Below are 19717 nucleotides of genomic sequence, written 5' to 3'. Positions count from 1 at the left end.
ACCCCATGAGACCCCCCACCGTTCCCGGGCCCCGGGTCGCGGCGATCGTTCTCTTCGCCTTCGCCGTGGTCCTCGGACTCAGCCAACCCTCCGCCCCCGCGGCCCCGCAGACCACTCCCCGCGCCGCCGCCTTCGAGGTACGTGACAACGGCACCGGGGCCGACGGCTCCACCAACGGCACGCCCGCCATCGACGGGGCGAAGCCGCTCGACCTGGAGAACCCCCGCCAGGAATTTTTGCGCAACTCCGTCGGCGGTCTCTTCCTGCACTGGGGCCTGCGCACCGCGCCCGCCCACACCAGTTGCACCGACTGGGAGAACGACGTCACCGACGGCGGCTGGAACGCCGGCTACTGGGTCAAGGAGGCCCAGAAGCTGCACACGCAGTACCTCGTCCTCGCCTCCTTCCACAGCCGCCTCGGCTACGCCCGCGCCTGGCCGTCGAAGATTCCCGGCTCCTGCTCCACCGAGCGGGACTTCCTCGGCGAGCTGGTCAGCGCCGCGAAGGCCAAGGGGCTGAAGGTCATCCTCTACATGACCGACGACCCGCAGTGGCACGCCGAGGGCGGCCATGAGTGGCTCGACTCGGCGGCGTACTCCTCGTACAAGGGCAAGGACGTCGACCTGACCACCCGGGACGGCTTCGGGCAGTTCAGCTACGACAACTTCTTCGAGGTCATGGACCGCTACCCCGACCTCGGCGGCTTCTGGATCGACAACGACAACGCGTACTGGGAGAGCAACAACCTCTACGCGCAGGTCTACCAGAAGCGCCCGAACTACACGATCAGCAACAACAACGAAGACACGCCGATCATGGACATGATCAGCAACGAGCAGAAGACGGGAATGACGCCGGCGTACGACTACCCGCAGGCGGTCTACACGGCCCAGCCCCGCCTCACCGAGGCCGACTTCAAGCTGCCCTCCACGGGCTCCTGGTGGTACGGCGGTACCGACCCGGCGGTCGACAAGATGCTCACCCTCGGCCGTCTCGTCACCAACGCAGGCTCGTCCGTGAAGGCGCTGATGGCGGAGACCGCCCAGGTCAACGGCAAGTTCCCGGCCAACCAGGCCGACTTCAACGACTTCGCGAACTCCTACCTCGATCCCATCTGGGAGTCCCTGCACGGCACCGAGGGCGGCGGCTACATGTACGGCGGGCTCAAGCCGGGTTTCTGGAACGACGGCGCGCACGGCGTGACCACGATCAGCAAGACCAACGCCAACCGCCAGTACATCCATGTCCTGACCCCGCCCGGCACCAGTACCCTGCGCGTCCGCGACAACGGCTACCGCGTCGCCTCGGTCACCAACCTCCGTACGGGCGCGGCGGTTTCGTGGTCGCAGTCGGGCGGCGTCCTCACCCTCACCGGGCTCGGGAACTGGGACCCGTACGACACGGTGTTCAAGGTCACGACGGCCGGCCGCCAGGGGATCCTCTCCGGCGTCAAGGTGAGCGCGAGCGCCTCGGCGAGCTCTCACGCGGCCTCGGCCGCCGGTGACGGCGACTACCGCACCTACTGGGACAACGACAAGACCCTCCCGGTGAACCTCACCTTCGACCTCGGCAGCTCGAAGAAGGTCCAGTACCTCGGGCTCAACCAGCGCGAGGACTCCGTCGCCTACGCCCGCTCGGACACCGAGCAGTCGGCGCGGATCAAGGACTACAAGGTGTATCTGAGCGCCGACGGCTCGACCTGGGGCAGCCCGGTGAAGACCGGCCGGCTGCCGAGCCGCCGCGGCATGCAGGGCATCGACCTGACCGCCGCCAACGCCCGTTACGTACGCCTCCAGGTCGACTCCACCTGGGCCGCGGCCACCGACACGACCCGCTACCAGCGGCTGCGGATCGACGAGGCATGGATCGGCACCTCGTACGCGACTCCCGCGAAGAGGGGACAGTCATGACAGGCATCACCCGTGTCACCCGCGTCAGATCACTGGTCGTGGCCCTGGTCGGGCTGCTGATCGCCTCGGCCGTCCCGCTGCTGGCCGCCGCCCGCCCGGCAGCCGCCTCCGACAACGGCCAGTCCATTCGCCCCGCCATGGGCTGGAGCAGCTGGAGCTTCACACGCCGCTGGCCGACCGAGGCGAAGATCAAGGCCCAGGCCGACGCGCTGGTGTCCAGCGGCCTCAAGAACCACGGCTTCGTCCACGTCAACCTCGACGACTTCTGGCAGAAGTGCGACGACAACGGCTTCGTCGTCGACTCCTACGGCCGCTGGTCCGTGGACACGGCCAAATTCCCCGGCGGCATCAAGGCGCTGGCCGACTACATCCACTCCAAGGGCCTGAAGTTCGGCTTCTACGTGACGCCCGGCATCGCCAAGAACGCCGTCACCAGGAACACGCCGATCGAGGGGACCTCGTACCACGCGAAGGACATCGCGGACACCTCGAAGACCGAGAAGAACTACAACTGCAAGAACATGTACTACATCGACTACCAGAAGCCGGGCGCGCAGGAGTTCGTGAACTCCTGGGCCCGGCAGTTCGCCTCCTGGGGAGTCGACTACCTCAAGATCGACGGAGTGGGCAGCCACGACGTCCCCGACGTGCAGGCCTGGGACAAGGCGCTGCGCGCCACCGGACGGCCCATCAACTACGCGCTGTCCAACAACCTCGCGATCGCGGACGCCGCCACCTGGCGCAAGCACGCGAACAGTTGGCGCACCCAGGGTGACGTGGAGTGCTACTGCGGTCCGGGTGACAACGGCAGCGGCTATCCGCTCACCGACTGGTCCCACGTCTCCTCCCGCTTCAACAGCGCGGCCTCCTGGCAGCCGCACGCCGGTCCGGGCGGCTGGAACGACCTCGACTCCCTGGAGATCGGCAACGGTGACCGGGTGGGGCTCACCGCCGACCAGCGCCGGTCCCACTTCACCCTCTGGGCGATGGCGGCCTCGCCGCTGCTGCTCGGCACCGATCTGACCGATCTCGACCCGGTCGACAAGGCGATGCTGACCAACGACCGGCTCATCGGGGTCAACCAGGACGGCGTCGCCGCCAAGCGGATCGTGAACAGCGGGGTCAAGCAGGTCTGGAGCAAGAAGGAGAGCGACGGCCAGTACGTGGTGGCCCTGTTCAACACCGCTACGTCCGGCAACGCGACGGTCGCCGTGGACTGGTCGAAGGTCGGCTTCACCGGCTCCGGTGACGTCACCGACCTGTGGTCCGGCTCCCACAAGGGCGTGATCGCCGACTCCTACAGCGCGACCCTGCGGCCCGGCGAGACCCGGCTGATCCGCGTGAAGCCGGTCAGCTCCCTGAAGGCCGAGGCCGCTTCACCGGGTATGGCCGTCGCCCCCTACGAGTACCTCACGGGCTGAGGGGAATCGATTCATGAAGCGACCCACCAGAACCGTGGCGTGGGGCCTCCCGCTGGCCCTCGCCCTACCGCTCGTCGGCCTCACCGGGGGCAGCGCCCGGGCGGCCACCGACTACCAGGCCGAGGACGCCGCCATCTCCCAGGGCGCCGTCGCCACCAACCACACCGGCTACACCGGCACCGGCTTCGTCGACTACACCAACGTCACCGGCTCCTCCGTGGAGTTCACGGTGAGCGCGACCGCCGCCGGGACCTCGTCGCTCGCCCTCCGGTACGCCAACGGGACGTCCGCCAACCGGCCGATGGACATCTCCGTGGGCGGCACCGTGGTCGCCTCGGGTGTGTCCTTCCCGGCCACCGCCGACTGGGACACCTGGGCGACGAAGACAGTGAACGTGCCGCTGAAGGCCGGGTCCAACAAGCTCCGCGCGACCGCCACCACCGACGCCGGGGGACCCAACCTGGACCGCGTCAGCGTCGCGGCGGCAGCCGACAACCAGGCGCCCACCCGCCCTGGTCAGCCCGGCTGTCCGGACATCGGCGAGAACGGCCTGACCCTCGCCTGGGGCGCCGCCACGGACAACGTGGGGGTGACGGCGTACGACATCTATGAGCACGGCAACAAGATCAGTGAGGCGTCCGGGAGTTCGGTCTCCAAGGTGCTGACGGGCCTCACGCCCGGCACGACGTACAACCTCACCGTCATCGCCCGGGACGCGGCCGGCAACACCTCCTCCGCCAGCCCGGTCGTCGACTGCACGACCAAGCCGAGCTCCGACACCACACCGCCGAGCAGACCCGGCACGCTGTCCGCGGCCGGCGTCACCTCGAACGCCGTCGACCTGACCTGGGGCGCCGCCGCGGACGACCGGGCGGTCGCCGGGTACGACGTGCGCAGCGGCACCGCGGTCTACAAGACGGTCACCAGCGGCACGTCGACCACCCTCACCGGGCTCGCCTGCGACAGCCCGTACGCCCTGAACGTCGTCGCACGCGACGCGGCGGGCAACGTCTCCCCGCAGAGCAACACGGTGAACTTCACCACCAAGGCGTGCGCCACGGACGGCGGTGTCCCGTCGTCCGTCTCCACCCTGTCCACGGGCTGGACCATCCCGTGGGGCACCTCCTGGCTGCCCGACGGACAGTCCGCTCTGGTCACCGAGCGGGACGACTTCCGCGTCCGGAAGGTCACCAAGGCCGGCGCGAAGACCCAGGTGGGGACCGTCCCCAACGCCGTCACCACCAATGGCGAGGGCGGACTTCTCGGCGTCGCCGTCGACCCGAAGTGGGCGGCCAACCACTACGTCTACTTCATGCACACCGCGTCCGAGGGCAACCGCGTGGTCCGTATGACGTACGACGGCACGAAGCTCGGCGACTACACGGTGCTTCTCCAGGGCATCAAGAAGAACCGCTACCACAACGGCGGCCGCCTCGCCTTCGGCCCCGACGGCTACCTCTACGTCTCCACCGGCGAGGCCCAGACACCCGACCTGGCCCAGGACAAGAACTCCCTGAACGGCAAGATCCTGCGCATGACGACGGACGGGAAGGCGGCCCCCGGCAACCCGTTCGGGAACTACGTCTACAGCTACGGGCACCGCAACCCGCAGGGCCTCGCCTTCGACCGCAACGGCCGGTTGTGGGAGGCGGAGTTCGGCAACAGCTCCAAGGACGAACTGAACCTGATCAAGCCGGGCGCCAACTACGGCTGGCCGACCTGCGAGGGCAACTGCGGCGTCTCCGGGATGACCAACCCCAAGGCCACCTGGAACGTCTCCGAGGCCTCACCCAGCGGCATCGCCATCGTCCGCAACGTCGTCTACATGGCGTCCCTGCGCGGAGAACGCCTGTGGCGGATCCCGATCAACGGCGACTACGAGAGCGTCGGCACCCCGACGGCGTACTACGTCGGCACCTACGGCCGCCTGCGGACGGTCACCAAGGTGCCTGGCGCCGACCAGCTGTGGCTGTCGACCACCAACAGCGACAACAACGGAGGGGAGGCGGACGGTTCGGACAAGATCTTCCGGGTCGATATCAGCTGAGGGGTGTTGCGGGAGATCCACTTTCGCAACGGCTCTAGCCGGTCGCAAGCCCCGCCACCTCTGCGTACGACGGTGCCGCACCGCTGGGCGTCCGGCCCGCCCTGATGTCCGCCATCGCCTCCAGGGCCGCGCCCAGTGCCCGCCGGTACAGCAGGGAGCCGACGCTGACGCGGCGCACGCCGGCTGCGGCGAGGTCGGCGACGGAGGGGCCGCCGGGCGAGTGGAGGACGTTGAGGGGGGCGTCCAGCCGGCGCACCAGGGCGGTGATCTCCCGCAGGTCGGTGAGGCCGGGGACGAAGACCCCGTCCGCGCCCGCCTGCCGGTAGGCGTCGAGGCGGGCGAGGGTGTCCGTGAGGTCGCCTTCGCGGAGCCAGTGGGTGTCCGTGCGGGCGTTGACGAACAGGCCCGGAGCGGCCCTCTTGACCGCGGTGATCTTCGCCGCCAGCCGGTCGACGGGGCCGCAGCCGTCCTCCAGGTTGATGCCGGCGACTCCGACGGCGTACAGCTCCCGCGCGAACTCCGCCACCTCGTCCGGGTCCTCGCTGAAGCCCTCCTCGGCGTCGACGGACAGCAGGAACGGCTCGGACCCGAGGGCGAAGGCCAGGCGGAGTGTCTCCTCACGGGTCGCCGCCACCGCGTCCGGGAGGCCCGCGACGGCGGCTACGCCCAGGCTGGTCGTGGCGATCGCCCGGTATCCCTGCGCCGCCAGCATCCGCGCCGAGGCGCAGTCCCAGGCGTTGGGCAGCAGGAGCGGCTCCTCGGCACGGTGGAGGTCGGCGAAGGCGGTGGCCGTCTCCGCGGCCTGCGCGGTCTGCGGCTGCTTCGGGTGGTGTGCGCTCATGAGCACACGCTAGGTCCGGGTCGCTTCGGCCCGGACCGAAGTACGTCCGTGTCCCCACACCGCCCTGGACTCAGGAGACGTTCACCCCCGGACCGTCGAGCCGGACCCGCACCTCGGGGCCCTCGCCCCAGCGGACCGTCAGCTCCCCTTCGTCGGAGCTGACGGCGACGGTCCCCGCCAGCGGGACGGGATCCTCCTCCGCCGTCAACCGGGCCAGGGCGACGAAGAGGGCGGTGCCCTCGCCGGTGACGCCGGTGAGGGTCTCGTCCAGGCCGATCGCGGGCAGGAGTTCCGCCCGGACACCCTCCGGCGCCGACCAGCCGGTCACCCGCACCGGCGTGCCCGGCTCGGCCCCCGACACCCAGTGCGCCCGCACCTCCGTCGCTCCGCGCGCCAGCACCACGCTCGTCACCCGTGCCCCACCGCCCGCCGTGTGCCGCGAGGCCGCCCAGCCGTCGCCGGTGCCCAGCGGTTCGATGCCCGTGCGGCTCGGGTCATCGCCCACGAACACGCTGTTGTCGTACGACGGCGCCGGAGCCGTCACGGTCGAGTAGGCCAGGCGCGTGTAGTACGGGTCGTAGCGGACGTCCTCGCTGCCGTGGTTGTGCAGGCGGACCACGCCGTCGGAACGGGTGGACTGCAGCAGCCAGTTGGGCGGGCCGACGGGGGTGACGGCGTCCGCGCGCTCGGCCGGGGCGGGTTCCTCCGTCGCCGTCCACACCTCGTGGCCGGCAGGCAGGAGCAGGCCGAGGAAGCCCTTGCTCGCCCAGTACGGGGAGGCCGGGCCCGAGTAGCCCTGGAGGACGGACTCGTCGGGGCCGTGCCAGCCCAGGGACAGCAGGCCCCGGTCGTCCACCGCGCCCCGGTCGAGGAAGTAGCGCAGGGCTCCGGAGGCGAGGCGCCGGGTCTCGCCCGGCGCCAGCGGTGTACGGCCGGTCAGGGCGCCCAGCCACAGCGGGGCCGTCGTCGCGAAGCGGTACGTCAGGGAACGCCCCTGGTGCAGGGGCGCGCCGTCGCCGCCGAACAGGCGGGCGTAGTCGGAGAGGTGACGGGAAAGGCGCCCCCCGTACAGGTCCAGCAGGCGCTCGTCGCCCTCCAGCCAGGCGTGCAGCACCGGGTAGAGGTGCATCGCCCAGCCGTTGTAGTAGTCGAACTTGCGGCCGTCGCCGTCGGTGTACCAGCCGTCGCCCACGTACCACTGCTCGATGCGTTCCAGGCCCCGGTCGATCGCCGCGCGGGACGCCTCGGGCTCGTGGCCGATCTCGGCCAGGAAACCGCCCACGGTGACGGGGAACAGCTCCCAGTTGCAGGGCCAGGGTTCGGCGGTGAGGGCGTCGCCGAGCCAGGCGGCCGCCCGCTGCCGTACGCCGTCGTCCAGCCGGTCCCACAGCAGCTCCCGCGTCAGCCGCAGGGCGAGTGCGATCGAGGCCGCCTCCACCAGCGGCTGGCTGCGGTCCTCGATGCGGGGCCAGACGCCCGAGACGCCGGCGGCGAGGCCGTCGGCGTAGCGCTCCAGGGCCTTTTCGTCGCGGCGGAAGGCGGCCAGGAGCAGGGTGCGTGCGTAGCCCTCCAGGCCGTCGGAGAGGCGGCCGGACCAGCTGCTGCGGTCGCCGGGCAGGTGGTACAGCGCGCGGTCGTCGGTGGCGTACGGCTCGACTGCGGCGAGCAGGGCGTCGGCCGCCGCCTCCCAGTGGGCGCGGGTGTAGCCGGTGGCGGGGCTGGACGTGTGGTCGGCGGGCGGCAGTCGCATCGGTTCTCTTTCGTGCTCAGGACGCTCGGAACGGTCGGAACGGGTGAAGCCTGGAGCGCCCCGGTTCCGGTCGGGGCGCCCCAGGGGTTCATCTCACCCGCACCTTGCCCTTCGGCACCAGATGCCGGGTGACGAGTTCGTCGCGGACCAGGGCCGCGTAGGCCGTCGCACCGCGCACGGAGGTGTGCGTGTTGTCCCGCGCCTCGTTGTAGAGGTACAGCGCCTTCGACCCCTCCACGCCCAGGGACTCGACGAGTTCCTTGGTCTTCGCCGTCAGGTCGATCAGCGGGACGTCCCGCGCGGCCGCCACCGAGCGCGTGACCGCCGGGTGGTCGACGCCCAGCCCGTTGACCAAGAGCGCGGTTCCGTTGTTCAGCGTGCCGTCGGGGTTGAACCAGCGCCGCACGATGGGAGTGACAAGGACCGGCTGTCCGCCCCGCTCCCGGACTCCCGCCACCAGGGTCTCCAGGTTGGCCCGGTAGGTGGTCTCGTCCGTGGTCTTGTCGTTGTGGGCGAGCTGGATCAGGACCAGGTCGCCGGGGCGGATCAGGGGCCGTACGGTGGCCCACAGCTTCGGGTTCCCCAGATAGGAGACCGTACTCTCCCCGGAATCGGCGTAGTTGGCGACGGACACGCCCTCGCGGAGGTACTGGGGCAGTTGCTGGCCCCAGCCGGAGTACGGGTCGCCGGGCTGGTCGCAGACGGTGGAGTCGCCGACCAGGAAGATCTGTCGGGCGTGCCGGGCGGGGGTGACCCGGATATCGGCGAGGGCGGGCGCCGAACCGCCGATCCGCAAGGAGAGGCCGGGGGTGCCGTCGGGGCCGGTGGGCTCGCCCTCGGGTGTGCGGACGTTCACGGTGAAGCTGCGGGTGAGGCGCTTCCCGGCCGGGGCGGCCGTCTCGGGCAGCAGGGAGCGGCGGGTCTCGCCGCTGACGCTCGTGCTGGACGCGGCCGCTGCGCCGAGGGTGACCCGTACGTCGTACGTGCCGGGCGGGACGTCGAAGTGGCAGGTGCCGGCGGCGCAGTGCGCGAGGCCCGGCCTCCCGCTTCCCCCGTCGGCGTGGGCGGGCACGGCGGACAGGGCGGTGCTCAGCGTCACGGCGGCCAGCAGGCCGATGGTGAAACGTCTCACTCGTGGCTCCTCCGTACGACGACAAGGTCCGGCCGCTGGACCGTACCGCTTGCCGCAAGCGCTTTCTACCCCTTCACCGCTTTTCCCAGCGGTGCTTTCACCTGAAGCGTGAAAGCCCTTTCGCGAAATCGATTCAACTGTCACCCTCGCTCACACCCGCAAGCCCCCCACCTCCGGAGGAGACACCCCCCATGCCCGGATCCCCGAACAGACCGGTCGGCCGCCGCACCTTCGTCCTCGGCGCCACGGCCGCCGCCGGCACCGCCCTCGCCGGCACGGCGCGCGCCGCCGGCTTCGGCTGGTCCGACGACGGCTCGAACTACGTCGTCGACACCGGCGCACAGCTGGTCTTCAAGGTCAGCAAGTCCACCGGCGACCTGACCTCCCTGGTGTACCGGGGCACGGAGTACCAGGGCTACGGCGGCATGAACTCGCACATCGAGTCCGGTCTCGGCACCTCCACGGTCGGCATCAGGCAGTCCGGTTCGACGATCCTCGTCTCCGTCACGCACGGCACGCTGAAGCACTGGTACGCGGCCCGCAGCGGCGAGAACAACGTCTACCTGTGGACGAACAAGGCCGACGCGTCCGTCTCGGCGACCCGGTACATCGTGCGCGTGAAGAAGGGCGCGTTCCTCAACGACGAGCCCGACTCCTACACCTACGCGCCGGCCACCATCGAGGCCTCGGACGTGTTCCGGAAGTCCGACGGGCAGACCCGCTCCAAGCACTACTCCAAGCGGCGCGTCATGGACTACGACTACGTCGGCTGGTCTGCCGGAGGCGTCGGCCTGTGGGTCGTGCGCAGCAACCACGAGAAGGCCTCCGGCGGGCCGTTCTACCGCTCGCTGCTGCGCCACCAGAGCGCGGACGGCGGCGGCCTGTACGAGATCCTCTACTACGGGCAGAACCAGACCGAGGCGCAGCGCTTCGGCCTCCAGGGCCCGTACGTCATCGCCTTCACGGACGGCGGGGCGCCCTCCTCGGCGCTGTTCCCGGGCACGCTCACCACCCCGTGGGCCGACGCGCTCGGCATCTCCGGGTATGTGCCGGCGAGCGGCCGGGGCAAGGTGGCCGGTGTCGGGATCTCCGGGCGGAACCCGGCGTACCCGTACACGGTGGGGCTGGCCAACGCGGCGGCGCAGTACTGGGGTTCGGCGCGCTCCTCGGACGGCTTCTTCTCCGTCCCCGGGGTCCTGCCGGGCACGTACACGCTGACCGTCTTCAAGGGCGAGCTGGCGGTGTACACCACGTCGGTGAGCGTGACGGCGGGCGGGACGACCACGCTGAACACGATCGCCGTCCCGGCCTCCAACGACCCGTCCCACGCGAGCGCGATCTGGGGGATCGGCGACTGGGACGGCACTCCGGGCGGGTTCAAGAACGCGGAGCTGATGACGTACGCGCACCCGTCCGACGTGCGGGCCGCGTCCTGGACGGGCAACGTCGTCATCGGCAACGGGGAGACGGCGGCCTTCCCCTGCTACCTCTGGAAGGACGTCAACAGCGGCATCCTGGTGTACTTCAAGCTGACCTCGGCCCAGGTGGCCGCCGCGCACACCCTGCGCATCGGGGTGACGACGGCCTACGCGAACGGCCGCCCCCAGGTCACCGTCAACGACACCTGGACGTCCGCCGTCCCCTCCCCGCCCACCCAGCCGAACACCCGGTCGCTGACCAACGGTTCGTACCGGGGCAATAACCACACGTTCACGTACAGCGTCCCGGCGTCCGCCTGGAAGACGGACGCCGGTCAGTACAACGTGCTGAGGATCGACGTGGTGAGCGGGTCGGGGGCGACCGGCTACCTCAGCGCGGGCACGGCGATCGACGCGATCGACCTGCTCGCCTGAGTTCCGGTCAGGTGCCGCGCGTCCACTGCTGATTGGTTCCTCCGTTGCACGTGTACGTGATGAGCGCGGCGGAGTTGGCGGTGGACGCGCCGTTCACGTCCAGGCACTCCCCGGTCGCACGCGCCTTGACGTTCACGTACGAGCCGGTGGTGGTCAGCGACCACTGCTGGCTCGTCGCGGAGGCGTTGCAGTTCTCCTGCGTGACGGTGCTCGCGTTCTCCTGCACGCACAGGCTGCTGTTCCTGACCATCAGCTGGTAGTAACCGCTTCCGACGGACTTGAACCAGTACTTCTGGTTGGTGCCCCCGTTGCAGTCGTACTGCTTGAGCTGGGCACCGGCCCAGAGCGACTGGCTCGTCACGTCCGCGCACCTGGCGGAGTGGCGGGCGATGAGGGTGTTGTACGTGGCGTTGGTGCCGGAGACGGTTCCGGCGGCCGTGTCGACGGTGACCTCAGGCGACCAGGACATGGACATCGTGGTCGAGTTGGGGAAGGTCAGCGGCAGCCACACGTACCGGGAGTCGTTGACGGTGCCGCCGAAGGAGTTGCCCCAGCGGTCGCCCAGGTAGAGGTACGAGGTGCCCGAACCGCCCTGCACGGGCAGGACGAACGCGGTCTGCGAGCCGTAGGCCGTGGAGTCGCCGATGTTCTTCATGGCGGACCAGGGGCCGGCGAGGCTGGTGGCCGTGGCGTACTGCTGCTGGTTGGGGTTCCAGCCGGTGGCACCCGAGGTCAGCATGAAGTACACGCCGTTCCGCTTGAACAGGGCCGGGGCCTCGCGGTGGCCGCCGGGCCAGGGGTTGGCGACCAGGCTCGCGATGCCGGTGTAGTCGGCGGTGAGGCGGTAGATCTGGAGGTCGTAGTTCTCGCGGGCGGCGGAGATCATGTACCCGGCGCCGTCGGTGTCGACGAAGACCGTGATGTCCCGGGACATGTGCTGGCCGAGCGGGCGGAAACTGCCCTTCCAGGTGTAGTTCCCGTCGACGGTGTCGGAGACGGCGACGGCGGCGCGGGCCTCGCTGTAGTCGGTGCCGTTCTCCTTGTGCATCCACATCACGAACTTGCCGGTGGCCGCGTTGTACATGACCTTGGGCCGCTCGATGTTGGCGGTCGCGAGCTCCGGATCACTGGCCTCGGTCAGGACGTGGTTGCGGAACTCCCAGTTCTTCAGGTCGGTCGAGCGGTAGGCGTCGACGTACCGGAAGGTGTTGTCGGCGTTGCGGTGTTCGCCGAACCAGTAGTAATAGGAGCCGACTTTGAGGACTCCGCCGCCGTGCGCGTGGACGGGGTCGCCCGAGGTGTCCGTGAACTGGGTGCCGTTGGTGACGGTCCGGGGCGCGGCCTGGGCTGGTCCGGCGGTGGCGAGCGCGCCGAACAGCCCTAGACACAGGGCGAGGAGGAGCGCGTACGCACGTCTCATCTCATGCACCCGCCTTCGCGGTGTCGGCGACCGGGATGCCGAAGTCGGGGGTGCCGTCCGGCTTCCAGCCGAGCTTCTGGACGCGGGTGTGGCGGTTGGGGTCGTTCAGCGGGTCGCCGTTGATCTCCTTGTACTGGCGGGCGTGGTAGACGAGGACGTCGGTACGGCCGTCCTCGGCGACCGTGAAGCAGTTGTGGCCGGGGCCGTACTGCTTGGTGGTGTCGTTGCTGGTGAAGACCGGTGTCGGCGACTTGGACCAGCTCATGGGGTCCAGGAGGTGGCTGTCGGCGTCGGCGGTCAGCAGGCCCATGCAGTAGTTGAAGTCGGTGGCGCTGGCCGAGTACGTCATGAACAGGCGGCCGTTGCGCTTCAGTACGTACGGCCCCTCGTTGACCTTGAAGCCGATGCACTCCCAGTCGTACTCCGGGGTGGAGAGCCGCACCTGCGGGCCCGTCAGGGTCCAGGGGTTCGCCATCTCGGACAGGAAGATGCCGGTGTTGTTGTCGAGGCCGGGCTCGTGCTGCGCCCAGGCGAGGTAGCGCTTGCCCCGGTGGGTGAAGGTCGTGGCGTCCAGGGAGAAGGTCTCCCAGGCCGTCTTGACCTGGCCCTTCTCCACCCAGGTGCCCTTGAAAGGGTTGGGGTGGGCGTTCTCCAGCACCCATATGCGGATCGCCCAGACGTCCTCGGCGGGCGCGGAGGCGAAGTAGATGTACCACTTGCCGCCGATGCGGTGGAGTTCGGGCGCCCAGATGTGCGCGCCCATGGGGCCGGTGGCGTGGGCGCGCCAGATGACGGACTCGGCGGCGGTGCCGAGGCCGTTCAGGGTGCGGGAGCGGCGCAGGATGATGCGGTCGTACTCGGGGGCGGTGGCGGTGAAGTAGTAGAAGCCGTCCTTGTGCCGGTTGACGTGCGGGTCGGCCCGGTTGCGGACGAGCGGGTTCACGTAGGGGGCCGGCTTCGGGGGCCTGGCGAGCTCACCGGCCTGGGCTACGCCGGGGACGGCGGCGAGGGCACCGGCGGCTGCGGCGCCCTTCAGCAGCAGTCTGCGGCTGGGGGGTTCGGGCAGAGCGGGGTCGCGGTCGCGGCTCATGGGGAGGGGCCTGCCTCTCACTGGGGGACACACGGTGTTGTCTGGTATGTCGAACACCATCTGTCATTACGAACGCCGAAAAGGTAAGGGTGAGTCACGAGGAGGTCAACGGGTCTGACGGGACGAAGGCGTCCGGGGCTTCATGGACTCCTGAACCCGCAGTGGCCGGATTTCTGTTATCGGCCGCCCGCCACCAGGTCTCCTTTCATGTGCGCAGCCTCCCCCTCCACACCACAGCAGCGGCCGCGGGCGTCCTGGCGGCGTCCCTGCTCGCCGCTCCCCCCGCCGAAGCCACCCCGAACCGGCCTCCCACCCCACCCTCGGCGTCCGCACCCGACGACACGACCTCCCGCGACACCGGCGCCTCGGAACCCATCGGCTTCGGCTGGTGGCCCTACGCACTGGCCTCGGCCCTCGCCGTCAGCCTGGCCGTACCGACGACCTCCCGAGGCGGCCGGCGCCCCGTGAGCAACCCGGTCCACGGGGAAAACGGCTCGTCGCTCCGGCGGCCGTACGGGAAACTGCACATGTGATGCGCACAGGTGACCCCTTCGCCATGCTGGGCGGCAACGGACCGTATCTGGTCGACCGTGCCGATGGCGGGCTGCACTGCATCGGCGTCCTGTCGGCGTTGGATGGTCAGTGGGAATCCGACTACCGGGTGCGCATCCGTGGGTTGTCCGTTCGGACCCCGGTGGACGATCTGCACGACGAGATCCGTGCCGTCGGTGCCGCACAGGGGCATGTGCGGGCCGTTCGCGTGCTGCGCAAGAGGCTGCCGGTGCTGTCACCGGCGCGAGCTCTCGCGTACGTACGCGGGTTGCTCGTCGGCGATGCCCCGCCCGACCTCGTGGCGGTCGCGGTCGAGCAACTGGTCGAACCCGTCGATCCCGTGCTCGCCGTACGGACGATCCGGCCGGGGCGTGCGCTCACACCTCGGACTCGCCCCACGACGTGACGGTCGCCTCGTCACCGACGGAGAGCTTGCCCGTTCGGAGTACGGCGTACTTCGTGCCGAAGGCGACACCGCCCTGGGCCGCGCGCCGGTAGGCGGCGAGGGTGCGCAGAGGTTCGGGGCCTGCCTTGGCTGCGGAGGCCTGGTCGACCATGGTGACGGCGCAGCGGATGGCGAGTTTCGCGTAGCCGAGTTCGGTGTCGCCGAGGCGGATGCGGTGGGCGCGGTCCTCGGTGTGGGGGTCGGCCCAGCCGTCGATGACGATGTTGGGGCGGAAGCGGTTCATGGGCAGCGGCGGCGCGCCGCGTTCGGTCAGCTTGCGGTTGAGCAGGTCGAGGGTGGAGCGGGAGATGACGTGCAGGGCGCAACTGTCGGCATAGCCGGAGGTGCCCGGGGTCATGCCGTCGGTCACCCGGTCGTGCTCCGGCGGCACGCGCACGAGCCGGCTGCGGACGCGCAGCACCTCCGAGAGCCAGTCGGCTGCCGCGCGGCCCTGGTCGATGCCCCGGTAGGGGGCCCCGAACAGGTCCACCTCCTGGCGCGCGCCGGAGGTGTCCACGTCCAGGTGGAGCGCCTCGATGCCTGGGGCCCGGAGGGTGAGTTGCTCGCCGTCGGCGCTGACGTCCGGCCGGACCAGGGCCAGCCTCGGGTCCCGGCGCTGGGTCCGGTACACCCCGTCCTCGCTCACGACCATGAAGCTGCGGTCGTGTGCGAGCCCGGCCGGTGTCAGGAGGACCTCGCGCGCGGAGGTCCCGGCACATCCCTTGAGGGGGTAGTACGACAACTCGACGACACGGGCCATGGCCATGGCCTTCCCCCTGGAATCAGCATGCGCGGCAGCGCCCTACGGCACCCCCGATGCTATGCCGCCGCCTCCGCCCTGTCCTTGCGCCCGCGCAGCCAGACGTACACCGGGATCCCCGCGAACAGGAACAGCACGCCCTGGTAGACGGCCGCGTAACCGGCCCCCGCGATCAGCCAGAAGGAGAAGGCGAAGGAGACGACCGCCACGATCAGGTCGCGGGTGAGGCCCGCCGGGCGGACTCGGTCGCGGCTGCCGCGGGCCAGCCAGTACAACTGGGCGGCGGCCGACAGCAGATAGGGCACGCAGCCGGTGAACGTGGTGATCAGGACGAGGACACGGAACGTGGTGTCCGGGCCGGCCGTGTAGTTCAGGGCGATGAGGAGCGTGCCCAGGACGGCGCAGGCCCAGACGCCGAAGCCGGGGACGCCGCCCTTGCCGACCCGGGCGAAGCGCGCCGGGAAGAGACCGTCACGGGCGGCGGCGTACGGCATCTGCGCCGCCATGAGGATCCAGCCGTTGAGGCACCCGGTGATCGAGGCGACGGCGACCAGGGCGATCGCGGTGCCGCCCCAGCCCCCGCCGGTGATCGTGTTCACCGCGTCGGCGAACGGGGCCCCCGAGTCGACGAGCCGGTCATGGGGGACCAGACCGAACACCGCGACCGTGCCGAGGATGTACACCAGGGCCGAGGCCAGCGTGCCGAGGACACTCGCCCGGCCGACCGTGCGCTCCGGGTCGCGTACCTCGCCCGCGCTGACGGCGGCCGACTCGACACCGAGGAAGCTGTACAGCAGCAGCGCGGCGGAGGCGGCCAGCGCGCCCGAGACGCTCTGGCCGGAGGCGTTGAACGGGCCGAAGTTGTCCGCGTCGACGAAGAACAGGCCGATCGTGGCGAGCAGGAGCAGCGGGACGAACTTCAGGACCGTGGAGACGACCTGCACCGCGCCGACCCACCGGGTGCCCGCGAAGTTCGCTGCGGCGGGCAGCCACAGGGCGGCCATGGCGACGGCGGCCTGGAGGACGTGGTTGCCGTGCAGGGGTATCAGCACGTCGACGTAGCCCACCACCGCGACGGCCAGGGCGGCGATGCTGACCCAGCACATCGTCCAGTACGACCAGGCCGACAGGAACCCGGCGAACTCGCCGAAGGCGTCCCGCGGGTAGACGTACAGCCCGCCGGTGACCGGGCTGCGCCGCGCCAGCCTGCCGAAGAGCAGCGCGAGCGCGACCGCGCCGACCGAGAGCACGACGAAGGCGAGCAGGCTGACCGTGCCGTAGGGGGCGACGGTGGCGGGCAGGGCGAAGATGCCGCCGCCGATGATGTTGCCCATGACGAGGGCCGTGGCGGCGGCGAGGCCGAAGGTGCGGCGGGGAGCGGTCGTGGGGGCCGGGGCCGGTTCCGCGGGTTCGGCGGCCTCGGTGGGGGTGGGGACGGTCATGGGCGTTCCTGGTGCAAGCGGAGGGGGGAGGCCGTGATCGTAACCCGCCATCCCATATGCTGGGCGACCTGTTCATCTGATGGACACAATCGGCTGGGGTCCACCACCGGATCTCGATTACCGTCGTCCGTATGACCAGCACCATCACCCTCGCCGAAGCCCTCGCCGCCGGGACCGTCGTCCTCGACGGCGGCATGTCCAACCAGCTCGAGTCCGCCGGGCACGACCTGAGCGACGAGCTGTGGTCGGCACGGCTGCTCGCCGAACAGCCGGAGGCCGTCACCGAAGCGCACCTGGCCTACTTCCGGGCGGGCGCGGACGTGGCGATCACGGCCAGCTACCAGGCCACGTTCGAGGGCTTCGCCAAGCGCGGCATCAACCCCGGCCGGGCGGCCGAACTCATGGTGCTGAGCGTCGAGTCGGCCCGGGAAGCCGCCGGACAGGCGGAAGCCTCCCGCCCCTTGTGGGTGGCGGCCTCGGTCGGCCCGTACGGGGCGATGCTCGCGGACGGCTCGGAGTACCGGGGCCGCTACGGGCTGACGGTGGACGAGCTGGAGCGCTTCCACCGCCCGCGGATGGAGGTGCTGGCCGCCGCCCGTCCCGACGTCCTCGCCCTGGAGACGGTCCCGGACGCCGACGAGGCCGAGGCCCTGCTGCGGGCGGTGCGCGGGCTCGGGGTGCCGGCCTGGCTGACGTACTCCGTCGCCGGCGGCAGCACCCGCGCCGGGCAGCCGCTGGAGGAGGCCTTCGCCCTGGCCGCCGACGTGGACGAGGTGATCGCGGTGGGCGTCAACTGCTGCGCGCCCGAGGACGTGGACGGGGCCGCCGCGACGGCGGCGCGGGTCACCGGCAAGCCGGTCGTGGTCTACCCCAACAGCGGCGAGACCTGGAACGCCGAGGCCCGCGCCTGGACCGGCCGCGCCACCTTCACCCCCGGCCAGGTGCAGGGCTGGCAGCAGGCCGGGGCCCGGCTGATCGGCGGCTGCTGCCGGGTGGGGCCGGAGGCGATCTCGGGGATCGCGGGGACGCTGGGGGCGGCGTGAACAGCAGCCCGCGGCGGTAGGCGCACACCCCTCCTCCGCTTCCCCCTCCACTGCTAGCCTCCGTCATGGGAACCGGTTGCCGTGATGTTGCCGCGGGTTCCCGCGGGGGCGGGTGCGCACCGGTGCCCGGGAGAGACGAGGCAGGCATGACGAGGAAGAGCGGGGACGCGAGCCGCAGCACCATCAGGGACGTCGCGGCCCGCGCGGGGGTCTCGGCGTCGACGGTGTCGCGGGTGCTGGGCGGCGTGTACCCGGTGAGCGCGGCGACCCGCGGGCGCGTGATGCGGGCGGTACGCGAGATGGACTACGTGGCCGACGCCCGGGCGAAGGCGATCGCCGGCGTGGGTACGCCCACGCTGGCATTCGTGCTGGAGGACATCACCGGGCCGTCGTTCGCGCTCATGGCCCACGGTGTGGAACGCGAGGCGACCCGCCTCGGCCATCTCTGTCTGGTGTGCAGCACGGAGGGCGACGTCCGGCACGAGCTGGAGTTCGTCGAGATGATGCGCGCCCAGCGGGCCGCCGCCGTGATCCTGGTCGGCGGCGCCGCCGACACCCCCGAGTACCGCGAGCGCACCCACCGCATGGCCGACTCCCTCGCCTCGGCCGGTTCCCGCCTGGTCCTGTGCGGCCGGCCACCGCTGGACCCCGGCGCCCCGGTGACGGTCATCGAGTACGACAACGAGGGCGGCGCCTACACCCTCGTCGCCCACGTCCTCGCCCAGGGGCACCGCCGGGTGCTGTTCCTCGGCGGCGGGGCGGACCACACCACGGCCCTGGGCCGGGAACGCGGCTACCTCGCGGCCCACCGGGCCCGGGGCCTCGACCCCGACCCGGCCCTCGTCCTGCACGGCGACTTCACCCGCGACTCCGGCCACCGCCTGATGCAGCAGGCGCTCAAGGAGGACATGGAGTTCACCGCGGTCGTGGCCGCCACCGACATGGTCGCGGCAGGCGCCCTCACCGCCCTGCACGAGGCGGGACTGACCGTCCCCGGTGACGTCTCACTCGCCGGCTACGACGACATCCCCTTCGCCCGCGACCTGCATCCCGCCCTGACGACGGTCCACGTCCCCTACGAGGAGCTGGGCCGCCTGGCCGTCCGCACGGCCCTCGAACACACGCAGGGAGCCGCGGACGAACACCTGCTGCTCGGCACGCATGTCGTCGTACGGGACTCGGTGGGGCCGCCTGCGTCCCGGTGACTGCCGTAAGTAGGTGTTTTTGATCCCTGGCCGTGAGGTGTGTACGGCCGGATCATCTGGGTTGTGGGGGCTGACAAGACGGCTCGGCGGTACTGCCGGGAGTGCGGTGATCCGCTGCCGCAGACGATGACGGCAGAGGCCCAGTGCGTTGACCGCCCGGTCACGGTGGATGAGAAGGTCCAGGCCGTCGCCGGTCTGACCCGTGATGACGAGGTCGCCGCGCAGGTCGCCACCGATCTGCTGAAGCGGCCGGCCGTGACCGAGCGCGTCACCCCGGCCGAGCGGGTGCGGGTTGTCACGGAACTGACCAGGGACGACACGGTCGCGAAGGAGGTCACGACCAGCCTGTTGCGCCGTCCTACTGTCGCCCGGAACGGCGATGCGGGACGACACCACCCGGATGCTCGTCAACCGTGCTCAGTTCGAAACTCGAACGAGACGCGCGAGCGGACCCGGGAGCGCACTCCGGCTGTCCGCGCGATCGAGCACACCATCGAGTACCTCGACCCGGTCGGCTCCTGCCACGGTTTCGTCGCCACCCTGGGCCGCCTGGTCCCGCAGCTGCGGGGGCAGGAGTTCCCCGAGGACGAGCGCGAGACCGTCCGCCGGCAGATCGGCCGGGTCCGCGCCGCGGCGGACTGGCTCGAAGGGGCGCTCGACAACGGCGAGTTCACCCTGGACGAGCAGCTGGTTCAGCTGCTCAAAGGCGAGGAGTGGCCGTGCCGCGGCGCCGGGAGGCTCGGCCGCTGGCCGAGCACTACGGCGACCTGGTCCGCGTCGCCCTGATGGAAGCCAGGCCCGCGGGC

Annotated in this window: 16 protein-coding genes; 9 read left to right on the top strand and 7 right to left on the bottom strand. The window is 70.8% G+C overall.

The window, feature by feature from the left end; translation table 11 throughout:
• Positions 1-5 precede the first annotated feature (5 nt).
• Genes ABZ016_RS25800 through ABZ016_RS25790 form a run of 3 tightly spaced genes read left to right on the top strand, consistent with a single transcriptional unit; the run spans position 6 to position 5378 of the window.
• Entirely contained in the window at positions 6-1910 is a 1905-nt protein-coding gene (locus ABZ016_RS25800) for a discoidin domain-containing protein (protein WP_356919057.1), read from the top strand.
• A complete protein-coding gene (locus tag ABZ016_RS25795; protein ID WP_356919056.1) occupies positions 1907-3331 on the top strand; it encodes a glycoside hydrolase family 27 protein in 1425 nt (474 codons plus the stop codon). Before ABZ016_RS25800 ends, ABZ016_RS25795 begins: the two co-directional genes overlap by 4 nt.
• Positions 3332-3344: 13 nt before the next feature.
• Positions 3345-5378, top strand: coding sequence for a PQQ-dependent sugar dehydrogenase (locus ABZ016_RS25790; protein WP_356919055.1), 2034 nt, complete (start codon positions 3345-3347; stop codon positions 5376-5378).
• A gap of 34 nt (positions 5379-5412) precedes the next feature.
• On the opposite strand, the gene ABZ016_RS25785 is transcribed toward ABZ016_RS25790, so the two are convergent.
• The 3 genes from ABZ016_RS25785 to ABZ016_RS25775 form a co-directional block, all read right to left on the bottom strand.
• The gene (locus tag ABZ016_RS25785; RefSeq protein ID WP_356919054.1) at positions 5413-6219 is read right to left on the bottom strand and encodes an isocitrate lyase/phosphoenolpyruvate mutase family protein; all 807 of its coding nucleotides are present in this window, start codon (positions 6217-6219) and stop codon (positions 5413-5415) included.
• Between the two features lie 70 nt (positions 6220-6289).
• Positions 6290-7969 (bottom strand): DUF2264 domain-containing protein, encoded by a 1680-nt coding sequence (locus ABZ016_RS25780; RefSeq protein WP_356919053.1) that lies wholly within the window; start codon positions 7967-7969, stop codon positions 6290-6292.
• Between the two features lie 88 nt (positions 7970-8057).
• Positions 8058-9101: a rhamnogalacturonan acetylesterase gene (locus ABZ016_RS25775; RefSeq protein ID WP_356919052.1), complete on the bottom strand. Its 1044-nt coding sequence runs from the start codon at positions 9099-9101 to the stop codon at positions 8058-8060.
• A 191-nt stretch (positions 9102-9292) separates the two neighbouring features.
• Here ABZ016_RS25775 and ABZ016_RS25770 point away from each other — a divergent pair, with 191 nt between their 5' ends.
• Entirely contained in the window at positions 9293-10954 is a 1662-nt protein-coding gene (locus tag ABZ016_RS25770) for a rhamnogalacturonan lyase B N-terminal domain-containing protein (protein ID WP_356919051.1), read from the top strand.
• Positions 10955-10961: 7 nt separating this feature from the next.
• Here the strand turns inward: ABZ016_RS25770 and ABZ016_RS25765 are convergent, their stop codons facing one another.
• Positions 10962-12374, bottom strand: a complete 1413-nt coding sequence (locus ABZ016_RS25765) for an RICIN domain-containing protein (protein ID WP_356919050.1) — start codon at positions 12372-12374, stop codon at positions 10962-10964.
• Between the two features lies 1 nt (position 12375).
• Positions 12376-13464 (bottom strand): glycoside hydrolase family 43 protein, encoded by a 1089-nt coding sequence (locus tag ABZ016_RS25760; protein ID WP_356919049.1) that lies wholly within the window; start codon positions 13462-13464, stop codon positions 12376-12378.
• Between the two features lie 209 nt (positions 13465-13673).
• Between ABZ016_RS25760 and ABZ016_RS25755 the strand changes: the two genes are divergently transcribed.
• Together ABZ016_RS25755 and ABZ016_RS25750 are read left to right on the top strand one after the other, a co-directional pair.
• Entirely contained in the window at positions 13674-13997 is a 324-nt protein-coding gene (locus tag ABZ016_RS25755; RefSeq protein ID WP_356919048.1) for a hypothetical protein, read from the top strand.
• Complete coding sequence (locus ABZ016_RS25750; RefSeq protein WP_356919047.1) at positions 13994-14422, top strand: hypothetical protein; 429 nt, start codon at positions 13994-13996, stop codon at positions 14420-14422. The genes ABZ016_RS25755 and ABZ016_RS25750 overlap by 4 nt, the downstream gene beginning before the upstream one ends.
• Here ABZ016_RS25750 and ABZ016_RS25745 read toward each other — a convergent pair.
• Together ABZ016_RS25745 and ABZ016_RS25740 are read right to left on the bottom strand one after the other, a co-directional pair.
• Positions 14394-15221, bottom strand: coding sequence for an MOSC N-terminal beta barrel domain-containing protein (locus ABZ016_RS25745; protein WP_356919104.1), 828 nt, complete (start codon positions 15219-15221; stop codon positions 14394-14396). The two genes, ABZ016_RS25750 and ABZ016_RS25745, sit on opposite strands and share 29 nt — an antisense overlap.
• 59 nt (positions 15222-15280) lie before the next feature.
• Positions 15281-16663: an amino acid permease gene (locus ABZ016_RS25740; RefSeq protein ID WP_356919046.1), complete on the bottom strand. Its 1383-nt coding sequence runs from the start codon at positions 16661-16663 to the stop codon at positions 15281-15283.
• A gap of 131 nt (positions 16664-16794) precedes the next feature.
• On the opposite strand from ABZ016_RS25740, the gene mmuM reads away from it, so the two are divergent.
• The 3 genes from mmuM to ABZ016_RS25725 all read left to right on the top strand — a co-directional run bounded on the left by mmuM (position 16795) and on the right by ABZ016_RS25725 (position 19697).
• A complete protein-coding gene (gene mmuM, locus ABZ016_RS25735) occupies positions 16795-17706 on the top strand; it encodes a homocysteine S-methyltransferase (protein WP_356919045.1) in 912 nt (303 codons plus the stop codon).
• Between the two features lie 146 nt (positions 17707-17852).
• On the top strand, positions 17853-18911 hold the full coding sequence (locus tag ABZ016_RS25730) for a LacI family DNA-binding transcriptional regulator (RefSeq protein ID WP_356919044.1): 1059 nt from the start codon (positions 17853-17855) through the stop codon (positions 18909-18911).
• A 63-nt stretch (positions 18912-18974) separates the two neighbouring features.
• The gene (locus ABZ016_RS25725; protein ID WP_356919043.1) at positions 18975-19697 is read left to right on the top strand and encodes a DUF6192 family protein; all 723 of its coding nucleotides are present in this window, start codon (positions 18975-18977) and stop codon (positions 19695-19697) included.
• The last annotated feature ends 20 nt before the right edge of the window (positions 19698-19717 follow it).

The organism is Streptomyces sp. NPDC006372 (assembly GCF_040612515.1).
In the GTDB taxonomy this organism is placed as follows: Bacteria; Actinomycetota; Actinomycetes; order Streptomycetales; family Streptomycetaceae; genus Streptomyces.
The sequence above is the reverse complement of the archived record's forward strand: the minus strand, read 5'-3'. Positions and strand labels throughout refer to the sequence as shown.

Bases quoted from the DNA above. Each gene is read 5' to 3' on its own strand.
- ABZ016_RS25760 (WP_356919049.1), bottom strand. From the start codon at position 13,464: ATGAGCCGCGACCGCGACCCCGCTCTGCCCGAACCCCCCAGCCGCAGA.
- mmuM (WP_356919045.1), top strand. From the start codon at position 16,795: ATGACCAGCACCATCACCCTCGCCGAAGCCCTCGCCGCCGGGACCGTC.
- ABZ016_RS25800 (WP_356919057.1), top strand. From the start codon at position 6: ATGAGACCCCCCACCGTTCCCGGGCCCCGGGTCGCGGCGATCGTTCTC.
- ABZ016_RS25730 (WP_356919044.1), top strand. From the start codon at position 17,853: ATGACGAGGAAGAGCGGGGACGCGAGCCGCAGCACCATCAGGGACGTC.
- ABZ016_RS25795 (WP_356919056.1), top strand. From the start codon at position 1,907: ATGACAGGCATCACCCGTGTCACCCGCGTCAGATCACTGGTCGTGGCC.
- ABZ016_RS25780 (WP_356919053.1), bottom strand. From the start codon at position 7,969: ATGCGACTGCCGCCCGCCGACCACACGTCCAGCCCCGCCACCGGCTAC.
- ABZ016_RS25785 (WP_356919054.1), bottom strand. From the start codon at position 6,219: ATGAGCGCACACCACCCGAAGCAGCCGCAGACCGCGCAGGCCGCGGAG.
- ABZ016_RS25745 (WP_356919104.1), bottom strand. From the start codon at position 15,221: ATGGCCCGTGTCGTCGAGTTGTCGTACTACCCCCTCAAGGGATGTGCC.
- ABZ016_RS25790 (WP_356919055.1), top strand. From the start codon at position 3,345: ATGAAGCGACCCACCAGAACCGTGGCGTGGGGCCTCCCGCTGGCCCTC.
- ABZ016_RS25740 (WP_356919046.1), bottom strand. From the start codon at position 16,663: ATGACCGTCCCCACCCCCACCGAGGCCGCCGAACCCGCGGAACCGGCC.
- ABZ016_RS25765 (WP_356919050.1), bottom strand. From the start codon at position 12,374: ATGAGACGTGCGTACGCGCTCCTCCTCGCCCTGTGTCTAGGGCTGTTC.
- ABZ016_RS25770 (WP_356919051.1), top strand. From the start codon at position 9,293: ATGCCCGGATCCCCGAACAGACCGGTCGGCCGCCGCACCTTCGTCCTC.